Here is a 22,024-nt window from a genome sequence, read left to right on the forward strand (position 1 = left end):
TATCAGCCTTTATTAATATGTTATTAATGGTTCTGTCTTCTCGAAAGTCCGAATTTGCTGGCCACGTTTTAACTTCTGAAAAAATGACAGTCGATTTCATATCCACTGCAGTAAAAGTTTGCACACCATTATAAAACTTTTTAGCATCGTTAATGTCACACGGCAAAATGTGAAAGGGTCAGAACAGTTTAGTAAAGAAAGTTTCGTCTTCCAAAATATCTACAGGCTCATAGCCATAATATCTGTCCACTGAATAGCGTTTGCCGTTACGGGTTTTGATAGTGTCATGATTATCAAAAATATGTTCGCCATAAATTTTGATATTATTATACGTCACTCTAGGAACTAAAAAGAAATCGCTGGTAACCTTTCTCTCTATGAAAACCGAATGGGCAATCCCTTGCAGATGGGGCTCGGACTCCTCATCGACGTTGAAAAGTTCTCCTACAGGGTCGTATGGCAGATAGCTAGCGCTTGAGAAGAACTGATCAGTGTAAAAAAAATATTCCTCGTCCGCATTATAGTACAATTCATCCCTTAGCGTTTCTGTCGGCAGAATTGCGAAGGATGGAATGGCGTTTTTCACAGAACGCTCTTGTCGCGCCTTAAATTTTGCGATGGGTTCAAACTGCGATTTCTTTAGAGGAAAGGTGTTTGCAAACTCTTGCAGTCTCGCTCTTGATACAGCTTCAACGCTCTCTCCTAAAACAAAAGGGCATTGATCTACCTCTTCTGCCAGTGCGGGCTTGGTGAACATCATACAGGTTACTAGGAGGATTTTGAAACGCTTTAACGACATGAAACTCTTTACAAAAACATCTATACTATTGGTTACGTTAAAATACTGCGGTCATTTTCGCTGCACTAAGGCAATGATATGCAAACCTCCTCACCATAGAAAAAGGGCTTTTTTGTGGCTGAAAACCTGTGTTTCAAACCCGTAACCCTGCGCTATTCGGCCATTGGCTCGATTCCGAGCGGATTTACCCCGCGCCGATGGCCTTCGCAAAACTCCTGAGACAACCCATGTAATAGCTGCGCCTCTCGCGTGGTTTCGATCAAATCGGAGCAGCTACAAAACGCAGTGATTTCGGCCCAGCTTTGAGAGGTTAATTCTCCGCTCTGCATGTAAGTAAATGGCCCCATTTGTTGAAGCGCTTCGATCAAAAACTCACCGCCGTCGATATTTGGATAGCGCAGCGAAATATTGCGTTTGTTTAAGATTTCAGTACAGCTTTCTGTCCAATCTTTCGGCTTACCTGAATAAAACCCCATTTGCCGCGCATAGAGCCTTAATGCAGTTTCGAGTTTCCCAAAAAATTTGCACGACTTGAAGCAAACTCTAAGACCTGTTCGGCAAAGCTGGGCAGGTCAGCCTGTTTTGAACACTTTATTCAGATGTGGCAAACAGCGCGCTTATGCGCGCCGCCGCCCGCCGCGTCTGCCGCCACGCCCGCCGGCCTCGCCGCCGCTGCCAGCGGGTTTATTAAACTGGATCCATGCGCCGCCATGCGGATCATTATTGGTTAATAAATTGGCGGCCCGTATGGCCTCCATCTCTTTGCCGGGGCGCGCTTGGGTGGATCCAAGGCCGAACAGGGTGACAAAGGTTTCGTCATCCATTTCGGGGGGCAGAATGATTCCAGCAGCTTCGACCGCGGCCTTCTTCTCGGCAATTTTGGCTTGGGTCACAGGCAAAGCAACCGGGTTCATGATCGCAGAGGTCATCCCCGCGCCCATCGCCATGGGCAAAAAGGCGTTGTTGATCCCATGGCGGTTTGGCAGGCCAAACGATACGTTTGAAGCACCGCAGGTCGTATTTACGCCCAATTCCTCGCGCAGGCGACGCACCAATGTAAAGACTTGCTGGCCCGCTGTGGCCATTGCTCCAATCGGCATAACCAACGGGTCAACAACAATATCATAGGCGGGAATGTTGAAATCAGCGGCCCGTTCAACAATTTTTTTGGCGACGGCAAAGCGCACATCCGGATCTTCCGAGATGCCGGTATCATCGTTTGAAATCGCGACCACGGGCACATTGTATTTCTGCACCAAAGGCAGAACAAATTCTAAGCGATCCTCTTCGCCGGTCACCGAGTTTAAAAGCGGGCGGCCTTCTGCCATTTGAAGGCCCATTTCAAGCGCTTCAGGAACCGAGCTGTCGATGCAAAGCGGTACGTCGGTTAGGCCTTGCACCAGTTCGATCATTTGCTTCATCAAAGGGGGTTCGGTTTCATTCGGGTTTGGGTTGGAGTTATAGACCACCCCCGCATTGATATCCAAAATATTGGCGCCCGCGGCGACTTGCGCCAACGCATCTTTTTCAACGGTTGAAAAATCACCCGCCTCTAATTCTGCGGCAAGCTTTTTGCGGCCCGTCGGGTTGATGCGCTCCCCAATCACACAAAACGGTTCATCAAACCCCAGTGTTGCTGTTTTTGTCTTTGATTCAACGACTGTGCGCGTCATGGTTTATCCTTCCACGATTTGGGCTGGTATGCCCGATTTTCCGCCATGTTCGGTTACCCAAGTGGCGCTTGTTTTTATTCCACCCAGCGGGAAGATATGAACGTTGGTAATGTTAAAATCTGGATTTTTTGCTTTGTGCTGCGCAAGCTGCGTTAACACTTCGGTGGGTTCATAGGGCAGCAAAAGCTTGGTCACATCCATTGCGCGCTTTTGAAGAACCTTCAACGAGGGCCCAACGCCGCATGCGATCGCAAATTTTATCATGGTTTGTAATTTCGCCGGCCCTGCAATCCCGATATGTATCGGAATATCAATGCCAGCGTCTTTGATGGCGTTTGCCCATTCGATAATCGGGCCGGCCTCAAAGGCAAATTGGGTGGCCAAAGCCATCTGCGCGCCCGTTCTTTGTGAAAAGGCCTGCTTCCAGTGCAACGCGGCTTCGACATTTTTCATGCTGCCATCGGGATCTATGTCTTTATTGCCTTCAGGATGCCCGGCCACGTGCAGGTGTTTAAACCCCGCTTTGTCGAATAGCTCGGTTTCAAGCAGCTGCATTGAGCTGTCATAATCGCCATGAGGCGTGGTGACGCCGCCGGCGAGCAGCAGGGCCTGATCTACGCCCGCTTCGCCTTGATATTGTGCGATCCAATTTTCCAGCGTGGCTTTATCCTTGATGATCCGCGCTGGAAAATGCGGCATCACCGCAAATCCTTCTTTTGCCAATCGCGCTGCGGTGGCCACCATGTCTTCGATTGGCGTACCTTCGATATGCGCGATATAGACCCGCGTCTCTTGCGGCAGGATCGCCCGAAAATCTTCAACCTTTTGGGCGGTTCTGGGCATCACCTCGATCGAATAATCTGCGAGAAAGCTTTCCAGATCTTGATTAAGTACGCCGGTCTGGTTTGGTTTTTTTGTAAAGTTGAATAAAGCCATTTTACCCTCGGGTTTTGCGCGTGTTACGCCCAGCCATCATTATCGATTAACGCTTTTAATCGCGTTTTGTCATATTGTTCTTCGAGCGCTTGCGCTTCGGCTAAAACAATCTCTTCGGCGTTGCCGTCGCGCGCTTCGGGGGCGCTTTTGCGCCATTCGGCCAGATAGTCATCCGTGCCCGCCAATCCGCCTTTCATTGCTGCGCGGTCGATCGCCTGTTCAAAGCGTTCGCTGAGCTGTTGTTTGCAGCCCCGGCGGCCTTTGCCCACGATAACTTGCGCTGGGATATCGCGCCAATACACTATGGTGACGTCGGGCATGGATGATTCCTCCTTTTCGGTGCGCTGTGTGTATGACACTAGGCTTGGGTTCTTAAGTCGGTTTTCGACTTTTACACAGCTGTCAGCGACCTCTGTGCTTTTACTTTTAAAACGCCCTCTAGACCAGTTTCTCTGGCCCTCAAAATTTACAAGATAGATATGAATTTATCGGTTCTTTTCAGCCGGCGTGCTGCGGGATATCGGCGCCTTGATCCGAAAAACTTTAACTGCTCTCTTGCGGGGGCACAGGATGCAGCCTATCGTGGGGCTAACTTAAAAATTTAGGAGGGCGCAGATATGGCGCCTAAGCGTCTCAAAGGTGCAGGCGCGTTCCCGAAACCGGTAGAAAGCCCTGCGCCGATACCGCCCAGCCCAACCGAGCTTTACGCCGCTTTGGATCTGGGTACGAACAGTTGTCGGATGCTGATTGCCCAACCCAAGGGCAGCCAGTTTCACGTGGTTGATAGCTTTTCCAAATCTGTTCAATTGGGGACGGGCTTGGAAAAAACGGGCCGGCTTAGCCGCAGCTCAATGCAGCGCACGATTCACGCGCTTCGGGTGTGCCAGCTGAAGTTGAAACAGCATGGCGTGACGCGGATGCGACTGGTCGCCACCGAAGCATGTCGGCGCGCGGCCAATGCGCGTGAGTTTATCCGCCAGGTGAAGCGCGAGGCGGGCTTGCAGCTGGAAATCATCGAGCCGGAAGAAGAAGCGCGGTTGGCGGTGATTTCCTGTGCACCCTTGGTGAGCACTAAAACCGAGCAGCTTTTGGTGGTAGATATTGGCGGCGGCTCTACCGAATTGGTTTGGATTGACTTATCTTCTGTGCCACAGCGCGAGCGGCCGCGGGCCATCATGCGGCTGCACGCCGGTTTTCACCCGGCCGAAAGCCCCTTTGCCGCCGCGAAAGTTGTCGATTGGATAAGCGTGCCGCTGGGCGTTGCCACATTGCGCGATCAATTCAATGATGTTGAAGACGATTCAGCCCGCTATGCATTGATGAGCTGGTTTTTCGAAGAAAACTTGGCAGAGTTTGCCCCTTATCGCGATGAGCAACCCCGTGATGGATTTCAAATCATTGGCACATCGGGCACGGTCACGACGGTTGCAGCCAGTCATCTTGGGTTGAAGCGCTATGATCGAACCAAAGTGGATGGGTTGCGCATGACCTCGGATCAGATTGACCGTGTGATCAATTCTTACTTAGCGCTGGGCCCGGCCGGGCGGCAGTTGGATCCGCGTATCGGCAGCGACCGGCAGGCTTTAATCATGTCGGGATCGGCCATCCTGCAAGCTTTGTTGCGCTGTTGGCCAACCGAGCGTCTTTCAGTTGCGGATCGCGGTTTGCGCGAGGGTTTATTATACGCCCAAATGAGCCGCGATGGCGTATTAGAGGATGCACCGCTGTAATGGATCAGGACAAGAAAAATACATCTGGGCGCGGTCAGCGTGATTTAAAGGTGAAGGTAAAATCGGCGCGCGGCCGCTCGGTATCTCAGGTGCGCTGGTTGCAGCGGCAATTGAACGATCCTTACGTAAAAAGAGCCCAATCCGAAGGATATCGGGGGCGCGCCGCGTTTAAAATTTTAGAACTTGATGACAAATACGGATTTTTGAAACCTGGGGTGCGGGTTGTTGATTTGGGATGTGCGCCAGGGGGCTGGTGCCAAGTGGCGGCGCGGCGGGTCAATGCGTTGGGCGATAAAAAGAACAAACCCACAGGTTATGTGTTGGGCATAGATTTACAAGAAGTCGAGCCGGTTGCGGGGGCTGAGATATATCAGCTGGATTTCTTGGAAGAAGAGGCTGATCTAAAGGTCAAAGACTGGCTTGGGGGCACGGCGGATGTTGTGATGTCGGATATGGCGGCGGCCAGTTCCGGCCATAAGCAGACGGATCATTTGCGGATTATTTCATTATGCGAGGCCGCTGCTTATTTTGCCTTTGACGTTTTGGAAGAAGGGGGAACCTTCGTGGCAAAGGTGCTGTCTGGCGGAGCGGAAGGTGAGTTGCAAAAGCTTCTTAAGCAAAGGTTTACCAAAGTGGCCAATGTCAAACCACCGGCCAGCCGAGCCGATAGTTCAGAAAAATTTGTCGTGGCTTTGGGCTATCGCGGCGCGCCCTAACTGGGCAATTTGGCTTGGGCTGGCACCAAAACGCTGTTTAAAAGCCCGGCTCAGGGCCGATTGGTTTTCATAGCCGCAGCGCAAGGCAATTTCAGCCATCGTTAACGAAGTGCTTTCCACCAATTGGCGGGCAACGCTCAAACGTATATGCCGGTAAGCCTGGCCTGGGCTTGCCCCCAATTGAGCTTTGAATTGGCGCTCAAGGGTTTTGGGCGGACAAGCGATCTTCTGGGTGATTTGAGAAAGCGTTAAGGGCCGTTCGATATTGTTTTGCATCACAGCGAGCGCCCGCTGCAGGGGCGTGCCCGCGCGTTGGCTTTGGGTGTTTTGTAAGGCGGGAAACGGATCATCGCGTAGCATCAGGGCATCGATATCCAGCACCATAGAATTGCCAAGATGGCTTTGAATGATCTGACGCGTTAAGTCAAAGCTGGCCATCGCGCCTGCGCAGGTGATCCGGTTGCCATCCTTCACAACGCGGTGGCGCACACTGTCTACGCTCAGGAATTTTTCGGCAAAGCTTTCCAAAACATCCCAATGAATCGTGGCCCGCCGGCCCTCTAAAAGCTCTGCGGCGGCCATCAGCCAGGGGGCTGTGTCCAAACCAATCATTACTTTGCATTGGCCTGCGGCATTGCGCAGCGCTTTACGGGTTTTTGCGTCGTCATGCAGGTGATGCTGATAGCTTGACAGCACAAATAAATAATCGACGAATTCAAGATCTTTCAACTGTCCTTGGGGCAGAATCGGCAATCCGCTTGAGGTGTGCACTGCCGCGCCATCCAGCGTCAGAAAGCTCCAGTCGAACACACGCTGATGCGCAAGCGTATTGGCTGCGCGCATGGGCTCAAGACAGTTTGCCAAACACATATTGGAAAACTGGTCGAATAAAACGAAGGCCACTTTGATCGCAGCAGCAGGATGTTTTGACCATTTCTGCATAATATTTGTCGTTTAAGGCAAATATAAACGGGCTGCCAGCGCGTATTGTTGGACTTGGATCAAGCGATAAGGGATTTGATATGCCGCTTACAATGAATCGTGACGTGTTTATCACATGCGCCGTTACTGGATCAGGCGCCACGCAAGATCGCAGCCACCATGTGCCGCGCAGCCCGCAGGAAATCGCCGATAGCGCCATTGCAGCTGCCCGCGCAGGGGCGGCAGTGGTGCATTGTCATGTCCGCGATCCTGAAACCGGTGCGCCTAGCCGCAACCTGGCCTTTTATCGCGAGGTGACCGAGCGCATCCGCGCCTCGGAGGTTGATATGGTGTTGAACCTGACCGCGGGGATGGGCGGGGATATCGTGTTCGGGGATGCTTCGGCGCCTTTGCCGTTGCAACAGGGCACCGATATGGTGTCGGCCGAAGAACGCATTGCGCATATTGCTGAATGCCTGCCCGAAATATGCACCTTAGATTGCGGCACAATGAATTTTGCCGAAGCCGATTACGTGATGACCAATACCCCGGGGATGTTGCAGGCAATGGCGCGCCGGATGAGCGAACTGGGCGTAAAGCCCGAAATAGAGGCCTTCGATACGGGGCATTTATGGTATGCCAAACAGCTGGTACAGGATGGCGCGCTGGCCCCACAAGCTTTGGTTCAATTATGTATGGGGGTGCCGTGGGGCGCGCCTGATGATCTTAATACGTTTATGGCTATGGTGAATAATGTTCCCGATGATTGGACGTTCAGCGCGTTTTCTTTAGGCCGCAACCAAATGGCTTATGTGGCAGCGGCGGTGCTGGCCGGGGGCAATGTACGCGTTGGGCTGGAAGATAATTTATGGCTGGAAAAAGGCGTTTTGGCTGAGAATTATCAATTGGTCGAGCGCGCAAAGACCATAATTGAAAATATGGGTGCCCGCGTGATGGGACCTGCAGCTTTGCGTGAAAAGCTTGGGCTGATCAAACGCGCCCCGCGGGGCTAGCGTAGATGGCACGGCGGGTTGTGCTGACCGGGGCAGCTTCTGGCATTGGCTTGGTGATGGCCAAACGATTTTCTGATCTGGGCGATCAGGTGGCGCTGTGCGACAGCTCGCCCGCGCATCTGGCCGCAGCGCAAGAGGCGCTTCCAAATGCTATAACGGCATTGGCTGATGTGACCGACGAAGATCAAATGCAGCACTTTTTTGCACAGGTAACGGAACGTTTCGCGGGGGTTGATATTTTTATCAGCAATGCGGGCACGGGCGGGCCGGCAGGGCCGCTTGACGAATTGCAATATGACGCGTGGCAAGCCTGTCTGTCGGTAAATTTAAACGGTGCTTTTCTGGGTGCGCGTTGGGCCTCAGAGATGATGCGCGCGCAGGGCGCGGGCGTGATCTTGTTTATGTCGTCAAGTTCTGGGCTGCATGGCGTCCCCATGCGCAGCCCCTATGTGGCGGCAAAATGGGGCTTGATTGGCCTAACCAAAACATTGGCGATGGAGCTTGGCCCCAGCGGCGTGCGGGTAAATGCGATCTGCCCCGGCGCGGTGGAGGGCGATCGCATGCAGCATGTGCTTGAGATCGAGGCAAACGCAACCGCGCGCAGTCTAGAAGAGATACGCCAGCAATATAGCCAGGGCGTGTCGTTGCGGCGTTTCGTCAGCCCAGAAGATATTGCCGATATGGCGGTGTTCCTAAGCTCAGAGGCAGCCCGACAGGTGACTGGTCAGGCCTTGGCGGTGGATGGGCATACCGAAAGTATGGTTTAGCGCAAAGGCGCGCAGGCAAGGGGAATATGTGAAATGGTTCAGAAAACGGCAGCAATAATCGGCGGTGGAGTGATTGGCGGCGGTTGGCTTGCGCGCTTTTTACTGAATGGCTGGAACGTCAATTTATTTGATCCCGATCCACAGGCTGAGCGCAAAATTGCCGCCGTTTTGGAAAATGCCCGCCACGCATTGCCAATGCTTTATGAGCGGGATTTACCCAAAGAAGGTGAATTGACGATCTGCAAAACCATCGAGCAGGCGGTCAGTGCTGCGGATTGGATCCAAGAAAGCGTTCCTGAGCGGCTCGAGATTAAGCATAATGTGATTTCAGATATTCAAAAATACTGTTTGCAAAACGCTATCATAGGTTCTTCAACATCGGGGTATAAGCCGTCTGAATTGCAAGAAAAATCAGATTTTCCAGATCAAATAGTTGTCGCCCATCCGTTTAACCCTGTCTATTTGCTGCCTTTGATTGAACTTGTTCCTAGCCCCCGCAGTGGCACAACGCATATTGCCCAAGCGCAGGCGCATCTAACCGCGCTGGGCATGTTTCCTTTGCTGGTGCGCAAGGAAATTGATGCGCATATTGCCGATCGTTTTTTAGAGGCTGTTTGGCGCGAGGGCTTGTGGTTGATCAAAGATGGGATCGCCACGACAGAAGAAATTGACAATGCTATTCGCTATGGGTTTGGATTGCGCTGGGCGCAGATGGGGCTTTTTGAGACGTATCGGATTGCGGGCGGTGAAGAGGGCATGGCGCATTTTATCGCCCAGTTTGGGCCATGCCTCGATTGGCCTTGGACCAAATTGATGGATGTGCCCGAATTGACAGATGAGTTGGTTCAACAAATTGCCGATCAATCTGACGCCCAATCGGGGAATTTGTCGATCCGCGCTTTAGAGCGCAAACGCGATAACAATTTGGTGGCGATTTTGCGCAGCCTTAAGCAGCAGGGCAATGCCGCTGGGGCTTTGATTGGCAAACATGATCGTAATCTACAGCCCAAGTTTAAGCCCGCGACGAAACTGCGCAGCGTATCGCGGGTGATCCCCGTTGATTGGACGGATTACAATGGCCATATGAATGAGGGGCGCTACGGGCAAGTGTTTTCCGATGCTGCGGATAGTTTTATGATTTCGATCGGGGCCGATGCTGCATATATCGCCGCTGGGCATAGCTATTTTACCGCCGAAACCACTGTGAAATATCTGCAAGAAGCCCATGCCGGGCAGCATATCTACGTTGAAAGCGAGGTTTTGCTTGCCGAGGGCAAAAAATTGAAGCTGCGCCATTTTATGCGCGCCGATGATGGTACGACCTTAGCAAGCTGCGAGCAATTCATGCTGCATGTCAGCCTGAGCACCCGAAAATCATGCGCGCCTTTGCCCGAGGTGGCGGATCGTTTGAATGCGTTGAAATTGGCGCTTAAGGAGCAAAGCTTATGAATTTTGGATTGAGCGAAGAGCAGGAGATGATCGTCAACACGGTGCGCAGCTTTGTTGAAAAAGAGATTTACCCGCATGAAGATCTGGTCGAGCAAAGCGCAGAGGTACCCCGCGAAATCGCCCAGGACATCAAACAAAAAACCATTGATATGGGTTTTTACGCGTGCAACTTTCCCGAATCTGTGGGCGCAGCTGGTCTTTCCCATGTTGATTTTGCCTTGGTCGAGCGCGAGTTGGGCCGAGGCTCGATGGCGCTAACGCATTTCTTTGGCCGCCCTCAAAATATCCTAATGGCTTGTCAGGGCACGCAGGTGGAACGTTATCTGCGACCCGCCATACGTGGCGAAAAAATGGATGCGCTGGCGATGACTGAACCGGGCGCAGGATCCGATGTGCGCGGCATGGCCTGCAGCGCCCAGCGCGCGGGAGGTGATTGGGTTTTAAATGGCAATAAGCACTTTATATCAGGCGCGGAACATGCTGATTTTGTTATTGTATTTGTTGCCACAGGGGTGGATGAAACGCCGCGGGGCCCAAAGAAACGCATCACCACATTCTTAGTGGATCGGGGCACTCCCGGTTTCACCATTCGCGAGGGCTATAAATCGGTCAGCCATCGCGGATATAAAAATATGATTTTGGAGTTTGACAATTGCCGATTGCCAGATGCGCAAGTGTTGGGTGAAGTCGATGGCGGATTTTCGGTTATGAATGAATGGCTTTATGCAACGCGAATCACGGTGGCCACGATGGCGGTTGGGCGCGCCCGCCGGTGCTTTGAATATGCATTAAACTATGCTGCTGAACGCAAACAATTCGGGCAACAGATTGGGAAATTTCAGGGCGTAAGTTTTCAAATTTCTGATATGATCACCGAGATCGACGCGGCCGATTGGCTGACCTTGGCCTCTGCATGGCGGCTGGATCAAGGGCTGCCCGCAAACCGCGAAATTGCCAGCGCGAAGCTTTATGCCAGCGAAATGCTGGCGCGCGTCACCGATACCACGCTGCAAATATTTGGCGGTATGGGCTTGATGAGCGATTTCCCAATCGAACGGTTTTGGCGCGATGCCCGCGTTGAGCGGATTTGGGATGGCACGTCGGAAATTCAGCGCCATATCATCAGCCGCGATTTGTTGCGCCCATTAAATGCTTAGGTTGCTTTGAGATAAGGCAAGGGGGATAAATTGCAGGATCTCAATCGATTGTTAAACCCGAAATCCATCGCTGTGATTGGCGGCGGCGTCTGGGGGCGATCGGTCATTGCGCAATGCCAGAAAATAGGCTTTGAGGGACCGATTTTTCCGGTACATCCCTCTGCTCAAACGCTTGCAGGTTTATCAGCATTTCAGGATATTTCAGATCTGCCGATGGCGCCTGATGCCGTGTTTATCGGGGTAAACCGCCATGCAACCATCGACTGTCTTGGCAAATTGTCTGCATTGGGGGCAGGGGGCGCGGTTTGCTTTGCCTCCGGGTTCTTAGAGGCGCAAAACGAAACCGAAGATGGAGAGGCCTTGCAAGAGGCTTTGCTTCAGGCCGCGGGCGAGATGCCCTTCATCGGGCCCAATTGTTATGGGTTTGTAAATTATCTTGAGGGGGCTGCGCTCTGGCCTGATCAGCATGGTGGGGTGCGTGTGAATTCGGGTGTGGCCATCCTCACGCAAAGCTCAAATATTGCGATTAATATCACCATGCAGCAGCGTGGCCTGCCAATTGCCTATGCGGTGACGGTTGGCAATCAGGCGCAGATCGGGATGTCAGAAATTGGTCTGGCCTTGCTGCGCGATGCGCGTGTCACCGCCTTGGGGTTGCATATTGAAGGCGTGGGAGATTTGCGGGCGTTTGAAGCTTTGGCGGCAGAGGCGCGGCGCCTTGGAAAAGGCATTGTTGCGTTAAAAGTTGGCCGCTCGCTGCAAGCGCAGGCGGCCACTTTATCGCATACCGCCTCGCTTGCGGGCGATGCTGCGGCGGGCGATGCGTTGCTTGCGCGGCTGGGCATTGGGCAAGTGCGCTCGTTGCCCGAATTGGTCGAAACTTTGGTGCTGCTAAACCAGATTGGGCCACTTACGAGCCATCATATCGCTTCGCTTTCCTGTTCGGGGGGCGAGGCCAGCCTGATTGCCGATACTGCTTTGGACTATGATGTGGTATTTCCACCTCTTGATGGGCAGCAGCTTAGCGGGTTGCGCGCTGCTTTGGGGCCAATGGTGTCTCTGGCCAACCCTCTGGATTACCACACTTATATTTGGGGCGATGAGGCGCGCATGACGGCGGCGTTTGCGGCAATCCTCAGCGGTGATGTGGCGCTGGCTTGCGTGATCGTTGATTTCCCCCGCTCTGATCTATGCGACCCCTCGGCTTGGCGCTGCGTGATTGCTGCTGCGCGCGCGGCCGCTAAGACGAGCGGCAAGCCAGTGGTCCTTCTGGGCAGCTTTCCAGAAAATATCCCTGAAGCGTTGGCCTTAGACCTATCCGGCGGCGCTGTTGTTGCGTTGCGCGGCTTGCCCGAGGCGCTCTGCGCAATCGAAGTGGCGGCCTTTATCGGCCGCCGGCACCTACCGCATCTGCCGCCGCCCCTTGTTTTAGGCGCACCGCCGCGCCGCATCCAGCTGATCTCTGAGGCGCAGGCCAAGCAAGATCTTGCCAAATTCGGGGTTTTAATCCCGGCAGGTGCGCTGGTGGCTTCCGCGGCCACGGTCGAGCGGGAAGCGGAAGGGCTTGGCTTTCCCGTCGTTTTGAAAACCATGGGCTTGGCGCATAAATCGGAAGCAAATGCAGTGCATTTGAACCTTGGCAATCTGAAAGAGGTTCAGCGCGCCTTGTCTGAGATGCCGCAGGGCAGTTTTCTGATCGAAAATATGGTGCAGGGGGCGGTGGTAGAGCTATTGCTCGGGGTTGTGCGCGATCCGGCGCATGGGTTTTTGTTAACGCTGGCAGCTGGCGGTGTGCTGACTGAGCTGCTGGAAGACAGTGCGTCCTTATTGTTGCCGGTGACCGCACAGGATGTTGAGCATGCGCTGGACAGCTTGAAAGTTAACAAAATTCTTCGGGGCTTTCGGGGCAGGCCAAGTGGCAACCGGGCCGCGGTGATTGCTGCTGTTTTGGCGCTTCAGGACTATGTGCTTGCGCATAAAGATCAGATCGAAGAAGTTGAAATCAACCCGCTTATTGTGACGCCAAACGCGGCGATTGCGGCGGATGCATTGATCAGAATAGGACAGTTAGATGACACAGACTCCGATTAAAACCTCGCGGCGTGGCCATGTGTTAGAGGTGACTATTGACCGCCAAAAAGCCAACGCGATTGATCTGGCCACCAGCCGGATTATGGGAGAGGTGTTTAAAAGCTTTCGCGATGACCCTGACTTGCGCGTGGCGGTTTTAACATCAGCGCATGATAAGTTTTTTTGCCCGGGCTGGGATTTAAAAGCGGCGGCAGAGGGCGATGCGGTTGATGGTGATTATGGCGTGGGGGGCTTTGGCGGCCTGCAAGAATTGCGCGGGTTGAACAAACCGGTGATCTGCGCGGTGAACGGTATTTGTTGCGGGGGCGGATTGGAAATTGCCCTGTCTTGCGATCTGATATTGGCCGCAGATCATGCCCGCTTTGCGCTGCCCGAAATTCGCAGCGGTACCATCGCCGATGCGGCCAGTATCAAGCTGCCCAAACGCATCCCCTATCATATCGCGATGGAAATGTTGTTGACCGGACGGTGGTTAGAGGCCGAAGAGGCCGCGCGATGGGGCTTGATCAACCATCTTTATCCCAAAGAAGATCTGATGCAAAAGGCGCGTGATCTCGCCGATCTTTTGGCCTCGGGTCCGCCCTTGGTTTACGCCGCGATCAAAGAGGTGGTGCGCGAGGCGGAAGATATGAAATTTCAAGATTGTCTGAATAAAATCACGCAGTCACAATTTGAAACGGTTGAGAGGCTGTATACATCCGAAGATCAATTGGAGGGGGCGCGCGCGTTTGCAGAAAAGCGCGATCCCATATGGAAAGGCAAATAAAGGCAAACCCGCGTTAGGCGTCAAATCATTCTTAGGCTGATCAGGCGGGATCCGGGGCTGTTGCGTTTGCGGCAGTTTGGGTCAGATATCCAGCGTATTCTCTTTTTCCCAGGTTGAAAAATGCGCGGCGAATGCATCCCATTCCTGATGCTTTAACTTCAAATAAGCGGCTGAAAACTCATCTCCCAACATCGATTTTAAGCCTTTATTCTTGTTAAATTCACGCAATGCGTCCAACAGGTTCAAAGGCAGGCGCGGGGCACCGCGCACCTTATGCCCTTCGGCATACATATCAATGTCATAGCGTTTGCCTGGATCGGCATTGGTGCTCACCCCATCCAGACCAGCGGCAATAATCACGGCTTGCAATAAATAGGGGTTGGCGGCTCCATCCGGTAGACGCAGCTCAAACCGGCCAGGCCCGGGCACGCGCACCATATGGGTGCGGTTATTGCTGGTCCATGTTACGGTATTGGGTGCCCAAGTGGCCCCCGACATCGTCCGCGGCGCATTGATTCGCTTGTAGCTGTTGACCGTGGGGTTGGTAATTGCGGCCAATGCGCTGGCATGTTTCATAATGCCACCCAAAAAGTGCCGCCCAGATTGCGACAGGCCCAGATCCATCGCATCATCGGCAAAAACATTTGTTTTTGCCGCATTGCCGGCACCATCCCAAACCGAAATATGGGCATGGCAGCCATTGCCGGTGAGCCCTTCAATGGGTTTTGGCATGAAGGTGGCGCGCAGACCGTGCTTTTCTGCAACGGATTTGGCCATGAATTTGAAAAAGCTGTGCTTATCGGCGGTTTTTAACGCGTCATCGAATTCCCAATTCATTTCGAATTGGCCATTGGCGTCTTCATGATCGTTTTGATAGGGGCCCCAGCCCAATTCTAACATATAATCGCAAATTTCGCGGATCACCTCATAGCGGCGCATCACAGCTTGTTGATCATAGCAGGGTTTTGCGGCGGTATCGAACGGATCGCTGATTTGATCGCCCTGTGGCGTGAGTAAAAAGAATTCAGCCTCAATGCCGGTTTTCACATGCAACCCCTGATCTGCAGCCCGATCAATAAGCTTGCGCAGCACGTTGCGCGGGGCCTGCGCGACATCTTCGCCCTCCATCACGCAATTCGCGGCCACCCAAGCCACCTCTGGCTTCCACGGCAATTGAATAACCGAAGACGCATCAGGCACCGCCAGCATATCAGGATGGGCGGGGGTCATATCAAGATAGGTTGCAAATCCGGCAAATCCGGCGCCATCCTCTTGCATTTCGGCGATGGCCTGCGCGGGTACCAGCTTGGCGCGCTGACCGCCAAAAAGATCGGTAAATGACACCATAAAATATTTGACACCTGTTGCTTTTGCAAATGCGGCGAGATCAGTGGTCATCTTTTTTATCCTTTCGACTGTGACAGGGGGCTTGGCAGTTTAAGAGTTTAAAATGGAGCCTCCGCGCCGGGTATCCAGCTGGTCCCGGCAAGCGGTACGCCAGCCATGGCGGCAGCTTCAATCGTGAGGGCGCAGAGATCTTCGGGTTCCAAATTGCGCAAATTGTTTTTTCCGCAGGCGCGGGCGATGGTTTGTGCCTCGAGCGTCAAAACCTTAAGATAGTTCTTTAACCGTCGGCCAGCTTCGATCGGGTCCAGCCGGGCCATCAGTTCGGGATCTTGGGTTGTGATGCCAGCAGGGTCATTGCCCTCATGCCAATCATCATAGGCGCCCGCTGTGGTGCCCAATGCCTGATACTCGGCCTCCCATTTGGGATCATTATCGCCCAGCGCAATCAAAGCGGCGGTTCCGATGGAAACAGCATCTGCCCCCAGCGCCATGGCTTTGGCGACATCCGCGCCATTGCGAATTCCGCCCGAGACGACCAATTGAACTTTTCGGTGCATCCCCAGATCTTGCAGCGCTTTTACCGCCGGGCGAATGCAGGCCAAAGTGGGCAGGCCGACATGTTCGATGAACACATCCTGCGTGGCCGCTGTGCCGCCTTGCATCCCGTCAATCACCACAACATCTGCCCCTGCTTTCACGGCAAGAGTTGTATCAAAATACGGGCGGGTTGCGCCTATCTTTACATAAATCGGTATTTTCCATTGGGTGATTTCGCGCAGTTCGGTCAGCTTGATTTCAAGATCATCGGGGCCGGTCCAATCGGGGTGCCGGCAGGCTGAGCGCTGATCAATACCCTTTGGCAGATTGCGCATATCGGCCACGCGGTCCGATATTTTTTGGCCCAAAAGCATTCCGCCACCGCCGGGTTTCGCCCCTTGCCCGACCACCATTTCAATTGCATCGGCTTTGCGCAGATCGTCGGGGTTCATTCCATAGCGCGAAGGCAAATATTGATAGACCAGCTTATCAGAATGCCCGCGCTCTTCTGCTGTCATGCCGCCATCGCCGGTGGTGGTTGAAGTTCCCGCTGCTGTGGCGCCGCGCCCCAGCGCTTCTTTTGCAGGCCCAGATAGGGCGCCAAAGCTCATCCCCGCGATGGTGATCGGAATATCCAGTTTAATCGGATTTTGCGCGTAGCGCGTGCCCAATGTAACCGAGGTATCGCAGGTTTCACGGTAGCCCTCTAAAGGGTAGCGAGAGACCGAAGCACCCAAGAATAAAAGATCGTCAAAATGGGGAACCGCGCGTTTTGCGCCGCCGCCGCGTATGTCATAAATACCGGTCGCCGCAGCGCGGCGGATTTCGGCGTTTACCGCCGGCGTAAATGTGGCGGATTGTATCGGTTCGGTGCGCGGCGTTGCCGCGGTTTCAGGGGGTTTGTTCATTCTTCACCTTAATAATCGCCGGCATGATCGACGTCAAAATTATAGAGTTTGCGCGCCGATCCATAGCGCTTGAACTCGCTGGGTTTGGCCGTGCTTTCGGCGCGCTCAAGCAAAGCCTGCACTTCCGCCAAATCTTCGGGCCGCATCTCTTTTTCTATACAATCCGCACCTAAGGATTTAACTGCCCCGCGCACGAACAGCTTTGCCTCATATAGGCTATCGCCAAGCGCTTCGCCCGCGTCACCGCAGACAACCATTGTGCCGGATTGCCCCATAAAGGCCGACATATGTCCGATATTGCCATGCACCACGATATCAATCCCCTTCATAGAGATCCCGCAGCGAGAGGAGGCATTGCCTTTGATCACCAAAAGCCCCCCATGGCCCGTTGCCCCTGCATACTGGCTGGCATCGCCCTCAATAATCACCGTGCCGGACATCATATTTTCCGCAACGCCCGGGCCTACAGAGCCATTAATGCGCAGACGCGCCTGTTTGTTCATTCCTGCGCAATAATAGCCGGTTGAGCCCTCAACCGTGACGTCAATTGGTGCGTCTAATCCAACCGCAATCGCGTGGGCGCCTTTGGGGTTTAAGATCTGCCACGCTGTGAGCTTGGTGGCGGTGTTTTGATTTTGCAACTGCGCATTGGCCTGTCGCAGGTCTGTTTGGTCTAGATCGATTATCTGCATTTAATGGGTCCAAAAATAGACAGTTGCGGGCTCCGGCTCCCAAATATGGGCGTCGGCTATTCCGGGTAAATTCACCAAAGCCCGATATTCCGAGCCGAAGGCAACATATTGATCGGTTTCGGCCATCACCGCCGGTTTGCAGGCAATCGGATCGCGCAGCACGCCAAACCCATCCTTGGTGCCAACGACAAAGGTGAAAAACCCGTCCAGATCATCAAGGCTGCTTTGCAGCGCTTCGCCCAACGAGCTGCCGTTTTGCATTTTCCAAGTCAAATAGGCCGCGCCTACTTCGGTGTCATTTTCGGTTTCGATCACCACGCCTTCGCGCTGCAATTGACGGCGCAGCGAATTGTGGTTGGACAAGGATCCATTATGCACCAAGCATTGATCCGGGCCGGTGTTAAAGGGGTGGGCGCCCATCGTGGTCACCGCGCTTTCGGTGGCCATTCTTGTATGGCCAATGCCGTGGGTGCCTTTCATCAGCGGGATATCAAACCGCTCTGCAACGCTTTTCGGGAGGCCAATATCTTTGTAAATCTCGATATTATCGCCCGTGCTCATAACTCTGATGCCGGGATGAGCCCGGCGAATTCGGGCGCGGAGCTCACCGACCTGGTTTTGCACAATTTCAAAAACCGCATGGCTGTTTTTGCGCTGCAAAGCTAGCGGCTGCTGGAAGGTTGATTTGAAATCTGCCTCTAGGGCGGCAAAATCTTGATCCGGGTGTGCAGATTGGATGGTGATTTTGGCGCGATCCTCCACAGCCTCGCTATAGATGGCGATCCCTGCGCTGTCGGGCCCGCGATCCGACATAGTGACGAGCATATCCGTGAGCATGCGCCCCAACGCAGCTTCCAGCGAGGGGTCTTTTAAGAAAAGCCCAACAATTCCGCACATTATATAATCCTATGAGTCTGTCGTAAGTTACTGCGTTGCAATTTTTGGCTGCAACCGGGCCCCTGCAAAATACTTTAGTAAGAAAATTATATGTTTCCAGTCTTGATTGGAGCTTGTTTCAAAAAACAGAGAATTTGCATAAAATTTCTGCACAAAAAAGGGCAGGCTTGCATAAGCCTGCCCAATTCTTTTATGTCGGCCTCTATTTTTCGGCGTTTTTGTATTTTTGCGCTTCAGAGCTGTTGCCCATCACCAAAACCACAATGCAAATGATGACCGCAATCAATGTATACCAGCCTGGCGCGCTGCCGCCCCATCCGGTAAACATCACGCCGCTTGCACCTTCGGCAAAGATCCCCGACCAATCGCCGGTGTCATATGGAAAACCCATTGTTTTTCTCCCTTTTCTAGATCAATTGGATGCGGGCGCAGAGGCAGGAATGCCCTCTGGATAGCCCTGAGCAGGCACTTTAACAGGATCAAGCCCGGCCAGTTCTGCCGCTTCCGGAGTGCGCAGCATACCCAACCCTTTGAGGATCAAGGACACCACATAACCCGGGACAAAGCCCAGCAAGAAGAACACAACCGCACCCACGATTTGCCCCGTCAGCGAAATGGTAGGCCGTACGGCATCGCCCATAAAGGCATCTAAAGCGGGATATCCACTGGCAAAGACCCCCAGCATAATCAAACCAAAGAGGCCGATCGTGCCATGCACGGTGACAGCGCCAACCGCATCATCTATCCCCATCCGCTCAAGAATATTCGCGCAAGGCTGCAGAATAACACCTGCGGCAAAGGCGATGATAAAGGCCAGACCCGGGAAATAGATATCCAAGCCCGAGGCCACCGAAATAATACCGGCCAGCGCGCCAGACATCATCCAGAACGGATCTTTGGTGTAAATCCAAGCACCAATAATCCCGCCGGCAATGCCCATTAGGATGTTGAAGGCCAAAGCTGAAAGCGTGATCGGCGTGCCATAAATCGTTGCCGGTGCGTTTTCATACCACGACCAACCTTCGCCGGGCACAATCACGCAGGCCATCAAAAAGCCCCAGAAGCCAACGATAATCAACATCAAGCCCGTCACCGTCATCGGCATGTTATGTCCAGCGATGTGATTGGCGCTGCCATCGGCGTTGAATTTGCCAATTCTGGGTCCAAGATTCACCAAAACGCCAAGCGCGAAGAAGCCTGCCACTGCGTGTACAAGGCCTGCCGCGCCAAAATCATGTAGCCCCCATTGCGTGACCAGCCAGCCATCCGCGTGCCAGCCCCAGGCCGCCGCAACCACCCAAGCAAAAGAACCGAGAACGATCGCCAGAATGGTGAAACCCACCGTTTGAATACGCTCGATCACCGCGCCGGACATGATAGAGGCCGTGGTGCAGGCAAACAGCGCGAAGGCGCCAAAGAAAACGCCCGAGGCTTGATCGGCAATATTTGGCCCCATAGCGGCCGCGCCATCCCCCCAACCCAAAGCGATTGAGCTTGCATATTCGGCGCCGGAAATTTCCATGGCGCCCATAGATAGGCTGAGACCGGTTGGAAACGCCCAATAAATCCACCAACCAAAGAAGTAGAAAGTGGGAATCATAAAGGCAAAAGCCAGAATGTTTTTAACGCCTGAAGAGAGCACATTTTTCATTCTAGAGGCGCCCATTTCATAGGCGAGAAATCCCGCGTGAATGATGATCATTAGCGGAATCGTTAAATAATAATAGGCTTCTGCAAACATCGTGTTTGTCACGCTGCTGCTGGCTTGAAGAGCGGCAACTTGCGCAGCCAATTCTGCAATTTGTTCTTCCACGATCTGTTCCCTTCGTTTTTTAATTTTGCTCCCGTGCCGCTCCGCGGGCATTCTGATGTGCCATTGCGGTTTGGCCGCTTAAGCAGGGCCTAAGCGTGGCTGATGATTGCAAATTTTCAGGTTATTTTAACGAATAGTTTTTGGGGCCTAAGCCCTTATTAATTAGAGGCTGAAGAGTGAATGAGAAAATTAATAGCAATTATTTTCAGTGCTTTAGAAGGTTTCTATGGAAGGGGGCAGGCTATTGAAAGATTTGTTTTTATTATTTTTTGAGATTTAAAACCGCAGGTGGCGCTCTGTCCGCTTTGACGATCTTGAAATTGCAGTTGGTTTTGCGTTTCCTGGGCTGTGAGGAAAATATCGCGGCGCGAATGAATAAGAATGAGATGGCAGAACCTGTGATCGGCGAGGGCTCTCTGCCTGGAAAAGTGAGGAATGCATGCAAAAACGTATCGCAGTGATCGGAGCCGGGCCATCGGGGCTTGCACAATTGCGTGCATTTCAATCCGCCGCCACCACAGGCGCTGAAATTCCAGAGGTGGTCTGCTTCGAAAAACAGGCCACGTGGGGTGGTTTATGGGCCTATGATTGGCGCACTGGTCTGGACGCAAATGGCGAGCCCTGCCATAGCTCAATGTATCGCTATCTTTGGTCAAATGGGCCCAAAGAGGGCCTTGAATTCTCGGATTATAGTTTTGATGCGCATTTTGGTCGATCCATTGCTTCTTACCCTCCGCGTGCCGTTTTGTTTGATTATATCGAGGGTCGCGTAAACGCCGCTGGGGTCAAAGATTGGATCCGCTTTAACACGGTGATCCGTTGGGTGTCTTACGATCCTGCCAGCGAAAAATTTCACGTCACTGCCCATGATCATGAAAAGGACAGCAGCTATACTGAGCTCTTCGATCACGTGGTGGTGGCTTCGGGTCATTTTTCAACACCAAATATGCCGTATTATGAGGGGTTTGAAAGCTTTAACGGGCGGATTTTGCACGCGCATGATTTCAGAGATGCGCGCGAATTCACCGATCAGGATATCTTAATTTTGGGCACTTCTTATTCTGCAGAGGATATTGGATCGCAATGTTGGAAATATGGCTGCCGCTCGGTGACTGTGGCGCATCGAACCGCGCCGATCGGGTTTGATTGGCCCAAAAATTGGCAAGAAGTGCCCGCGCTAAAGCGCGTAGAGGGCAAAACTGCATATTTCATTGATGGCAGCAGTCGCGAGGTTGATGCAATCATTCTATGCACGGGTTACAAGCATTTCTTTAATTTCCTGCCGGATGATTTGCGTTTGGTCACGGCCAACCGGCTGGCTGCAGCTGATCTTTATAAAGGGGTGGCTTGGGTCCATAACCCGAAATTATTTTACCTTGGCATGCAGGATCAATGGTTCACTTTTAATATGTTTGACGCTCAAGCATGGTGGGTAAGGGATGCGATTATGGGGCGGCTTGTGATACCTCAGGATAAAGCCCGTTTGCTGGCAGATGTGGCCGAGCGGGAGGCGCGCGAAGAGCGCAGCGATGATGCAAAATATGCAATCGCCTATCAGGGGGATTACGTGAAAGAGTTGATTGGCGAAACCGATTACCCAGATTTCGATGTTGATGGCGCCTGCGAGGCGTTTTTCCAATGGAAGGCGCATAAGGGTCAGGATATTATGGGTTTCCGTGATAATGGCTACAAGTCGGTGATCACTGGGAAAATGGCACTGGTTCATCACACGCCCTGGAAAGAGGCTCTGGATGATTCATTGGAAAGCTATCTTCAAAGCTGAAAGGTTTTAGCCAGGCAAGGCGTCTTTGC

21 protein-coding genes are annotated in these 22,024 nt (G+C 53.0%); 9 read left to right on the forward strand and 12 right to left on the reverse strand.

All coding sequences use genetic code 11. The features are described 5' to 3' along the window. Positions 1-178: 178 nt before the first annotated feature. The 5 genes from UM181_12885 to UM181_12905 all read right to left on the reverse strand — a co-directional run bounded on the left by UM181_12885 (position 179) and on the right by UM181_12905 (position 3,728). Positions 179-799: a hypothetical protein gene (locus UM181_12885; GenBank protein ID WQC62210.1), complete on the reverse strand. Its 621-nt coding sequence runs from the start codon at positions 797-799 to the stop codon at positions 179-181. A 152-nt stretch (positions 800-951) separates the two neighbouring features. Then, entirely contained in the window at positions 952-1,275 is a 324-nt protein-coding gene (locus tag UM181_12890; GenBank protein ID WQC62211.1) for a hypothetical protein, read from the reverse strand. 141 nt (positions 1,276-1,416) lie between these two features. Next, a complete protein-coding gene (locus UM181_12895) occupies positions 1,417-2,472 on the reverse strand; it encodes a methyltetrahydrofolate cobalamin methyltransferase (GenBank protein ID WQC62212.1) in 1,056 nt (351 codons plus the stop codon). A 3-nt stretch (positions 2,473-2,475) separates the two neighbouring features. Continuing rightward, positions 2,476-3,408: a methylenetetrahydrofolate reductase gene (locus tag UM181_12900; GenBank protein WQC62213.1), complete on the reverse strand. Its 933-nt coding sequence runs from the start codon at positions 3,406-3,408 to the stop codon at positions 2,476-2,478. Positions 3,409-3,431: 23 nt separating this feature from the next. Next, the gene (locus UM181_12905) at positions 3,432-3,728 is read right to left on the reverse strand and encodes a virulence factor (protein WQC62214.1); all 297 of its coding nucleotides are present in this window, start codon (positions 3,726-3,728) and stop codon (positions 3,432-3,434) included. A gap of 297 nt (positions 3,729-4,025) precedes the next feature. Between UM181_12905 and UM181_12910 the strand changes: the two genes are divergently transcribed. Both UM181_12910 and UM181_12915 read left to right on the forward strand, forming a co-directional pair. Beyond that, the gene (locus UM181_12910; GenBank protein WQC62215.1) at positions 4,026-5,138 is read left to right on the forward strand and encodes a Ppx/GppA phosphatase family protein; all 1,113 of its coding nucleotides are present in this window, start codon (positions 4,026-4,028) and stop codon (positions 5,136-5,138) included. Then, a complete protein-coding gene (locus UM181_12915; GenBank protein ID WQC62216.1) occupies positions 5,138-5,854 on the forward strand; it encodes an RlmE family RNA methyltransferase in 717 nt (238 codons plus the stop codon). Before UM181_12910 ends, UM181_12915 begins: the two co-directional genes overlap by 1 nt. Here UM181_12915 and UM181_12920 read toward each other — a convergent pair. Then, positions 5,810-6,796 (reverse strand): helix-turn-helix domain-containing protein, encoded by a 987-nt coding sequence (locus UM181_12920; GenBank protein ID WQC62217.1) that lies wholly within the window; start codon positions 6,794-6,796, stop codon positions 5,810-5,812. The two genes, UM181_12915 and UM181_12920, sit on opposite strands and share 45 nt — an antisense overlap. An 80-nt stretch (positions 6,797-6,876) precedes the next feature. Between UM181_12920 and UM181_12925 the strand changes: the two genes are divergently transcribed. From UM181_12925 to UM181_12950, 6 genes are read left to right on the forward strand one after another with little or no spacing between them, the layout of a single operon-like run. Further along, positions 6,877-7,788, forward strand: a complete 912-nt coding sequence (locus UM181_12925) for a 3-keto-5-aminohexanoate cleavage protein (GenBank protein WQC62218.1) — start codon at positions 6,877-6,879, stop codon at positions 7,786-7,788. Positions 7,789-7,793: 5 nt separating this feature from the next. Continuing rightward, positions 7,794-8,555: an SDR family oxidoreductase gene (locus UM181_12930; GenBank protein WQC62219.1), complete on the forward strand. Its 762-nt coding sequence runs from the start codon at positions 7,794-7,796 to the stop codon at positions 8,553-8,555. 33 nt (positions 8,556-8,588) lie between these two features. Next, positions 8,589-10,004 (forward strand): carnitine 3-dehydrogenase, encoded by a 1,416-nt coding sequence (locus UM181_12935; GenBank protein WQC62220.1) that lies wholly within the window; start codon positions 8,589-8,591, stop codon positions 10,002-10,004. Beyond that, positions 10,001-11,161: an acyl-CoA dehydrogenase family protein gene (locus UM181_12940; protein ID WQC62221.1), complete on the forward strand. Its 1,161-nt coding sequence runs from the start codon at positions 10,001-10,003 to the stop codon at positions 11,159-11,161. Before UM181_12935 ends, UM181_12940 begins: the two co-directional genes overlap by 4 nt. 30 nt (positions 11,162-11,191) lie before the next feature. Then, positions 11,192-13,252: an acetate--CoA ligase family protein gene (locus tag UM181_12945; protein WQC62222.1), complete on the forward strand. Its 2,061-nt coding sequence runs from the start codon at positions 11,192-11,194 to the stop codon at positions 13,250-13,252. After that, positions 13,233-14,018 carry a carnitinyl-CoA dehydratase gene (locus tag UM181_12950; GenBank protein ID WQC62223.1) on the forward strand — a complete coding sequence of 262 codons (786 nt, stop codon included), beginning with the start codon at positions 13,233-13,235 and terminating at the stop codon, positions 14,016-14,018. Before UM181_12945 ends, UM181_12950 begins: the two co-directional genes overlap by 20 nt. Positions 14,019-14,099: 81 nt before the next feature. Here UM181_12950 and glnT read toward each other — a convergent pair whose 3' ends face one another. The 6 genes from glnT to UM181_12980 all read right to left on the reverse strand — a co-directional run bounded on the left by glnT (position 14,100) and on the right by UM181_12980 (position 20,212). Then, entirely contained in the window at positions 14,100-15,416 is a 1,317-nt protein-coding gene (glnT, locus tag UM181_12955; protein WQC62224.1) for a type III glutamate--ammonia ligase, read from the reverse strand. A 47-nt stretch (positions 15,417-15,463) separates the two neighbouring features. Next, positions 15,464-16,810: an FMN-binding glutamate synthase family protein gene (locus UM181_12960; GenBank protein ID WQC62225.1), complete on the reverse strand. Its 1,347-nt coding sequence runs from the start codon at positions 16,808-16,810 to the stop codon at positions 15,464-15,466. A gap of 8 nt (positions 16,811-16,818) precedes the next feature. Beyond that, positions 16,819-17,502 (reverse strand): protein GlxC, encoded by a 684-nt coding sequence (locus UM181_12965; GenBank protein WQC62226.1) that lies wholly within the window; start codon positions 17,500-17,502, stop codon positions 16,819-16,821. After that, positions 17,503-18,399, reverse strand: a complete 897-nt coding sequence (locus UM181_12970; GenBank protein WQC62227.1) for a glutamine amidotransferase family protein — start codon at positions 18,397-18,399, stop codon at positions 17,503-17,505. It abuts the gene before it with no gap. Between the two features lie 202 nt (positions 18,400-18,601). Continuing rightward, complete coding sequence (locus UM181_12975; protein WQC62228.1) at positions 18,602-18,790, reverse strand: hypothetical protein; 189 nt, start codon at positions 18,788-18,790, stop codon at positions 18,602-18,604. A gap of 21 nt (positions 18,791-18,811) precedes the next feature. Then, positions 18,812-20,212: an ammonium transporter gene (locus UM181_12980; protein ID WQC62229.1), complete on the reverse strand. Its 1,401-nt coding sequence runs from the start codon at positions 20,210-20,212 to the stop codon at positions 18,812-18,814. Positions 20,213-20,651: 439 nt separating this feature from the next. Here UM181_12980 and UM181_12985 point away from each other — a divergent pair, with 439 nt between their 5' ends. Continuing rightward, complete coding sequence (locus UM181_12985; protein WQC62230.1) at positions 20,652-21,995, forward strand: NAD(P)/FAD-dependent oxidoreductase; 1,344 nt, start codon at positions 20,652-20,654, stop codon at positions 21,993-21,995. Positions 21,996-22,024: the final 29 nt, after the last annotated feature.

Source organism: Alphaproteobacteria bacterium US3C007 (genome assembly GCA_034423775.1).
Lineage (GTDB): Bacteria > Pseudomonadota > Alphaproteobacteria > Rhodobacterales > Rhodobacteraceae > Thalassovivens > Thalassovivens spotae.

What these genes read in the sequence shown, in the direction of transcription:
- UM181_12885 (WQC62210.1), bottom strand. Translation starts at nt 799, where the DNA reads ATGTCGTTAAAGCGTTTCAAAATCCTCCTAGTAACCTGTATGATGTTC.
- UM181_12890 (WQC62211.1), bottom strand. Translation starts at nt 1,275, where the DNA reads ATGGGGTTTTATTCAGGTAAGCCGAAAGATTGGACAGAAAGCTGTACT.
- UM181_12895 (WQC62212.1), bottom strand. Translation starts at nt 2,472, where the DNA reads ATGACGCGCACAGTCGTTGAATCAAAGACAAAAACAGCAACACTGGGG.
- UM181_12900 (WQC62213.1), bottom strand. Translation starts at nt 3,408, where the DNA reads ATGGCTTTATTCAACTTTACAAAAAAACCAAACCAGACCGGCGTACTT.
- UM181_12905 (WQC62214.1), bottom strand. Translation starts at nt 3,728, where the DNA reads ATGCCCGACGTCACCATAGTGTATTGGCGCGATATCCCAGCGCAAGTT.
- UM181_12910 (WQC62215.1), top strand. Translation starts at nt 4,026, where the DNA reads ATGGCGCCTAAGCGTCTCAAAGGTGCAGGCGCGTTCCCGAAACCGGTA.
- UM181_12915 (WQC62216.1), top strand. Translation starts at nt 5,138, where the DNA reads ATGGATCAGGACAAGAAAAATACATCTGGGCGCGGTCAGCGTGATTTA.
- UM181_12920 (WQC62217.1), bottom strand. Translation starts at nt 6,796, where the DNA reads ATGCAGAAATGGTCAAAACATCCTGCTGCTGCGATCAAAGTGGCCTTC.
- UM181_12925 (WQC62218.1), top strand. Translation starts at nt 6,877, where the DNA reads ATGCCGCTTACAATGAATCGTGACGTGTTTATCACATGCGCCGTTACT.
- UM181_12930 (WQC62219.1), top strand. Translation starts at nt 7,794, where the DNA reads ATGGCACGGCGGGTTGTGCTGACCGGGGCAGCTTCTGGCATTGGCTTG.
- UM181_12935 (WQC62220.1), top strand. Translation starts at nt 8,589, where the DNA reads ATGGTTCAGAAAACGGCAGCAATAATCGGCGGTGGAGTGATTGGCGGC.
- UM181_12940 (WQC62221.1), top strand. Translation starts at nt 10,001, where the DNA reads ATGAATTTTGGATTGAGCGAAGAGCAGGAGATGATCGTCAACACGGTG.
- UM181_12950 (WQC62223.1), top strand. Translation starts at nt 13,233, where the DNA reads ATGACACAGACTCCGATTAAAACCTCGCGGCGTGGCCATGTGTTAGAG.
- glnT (WQC62224.1), bottom strand. Translation starts at nt 15,416, where the DNA reads ATGACCACTGATCTCGCCGCATTTGCAAAAGCAACAGGTGTCAAATAT.
- UM181_12960 (WQC62225.1), bottom strand. Translation starts at nt 16,810, where the DNA reads ATGAACAAACCCCCTGAAACCGCGGCAACGCCGCGCACCGAACCGATA.
- UM181_12965 (WQC62226.1), bottom strand. Translation starts at nt 17,502, where the DNA reads ATGCAGATAATCGATCTAGACCAAACAGACCTGCGACAGGCCAATGCG.
- UM181_12970 (WQC62227.1), bottom strand. Translation starts at nt 18,399, where the DNA reads ATGTGCGGAATTGTTGGGCTTTTCTTAAAAGACCCCTCGCTGGAAGCT.
- UM181_12975 (WQC62228.1), bottom strand. Translation starts at nt 18,790, where the DNA reads ATGGGTTTTCCATATGACACCGGCGATTGGTCGGGGATCTTTGCCGAA.
- UM181_12985 (WQC62230.1), top strand. Translation starts at nt 20,652, where the DNA reads ATGCAAAAACGTATCGCAGTGATCGGAGCCGGGCCATCGGGGCTTGCA.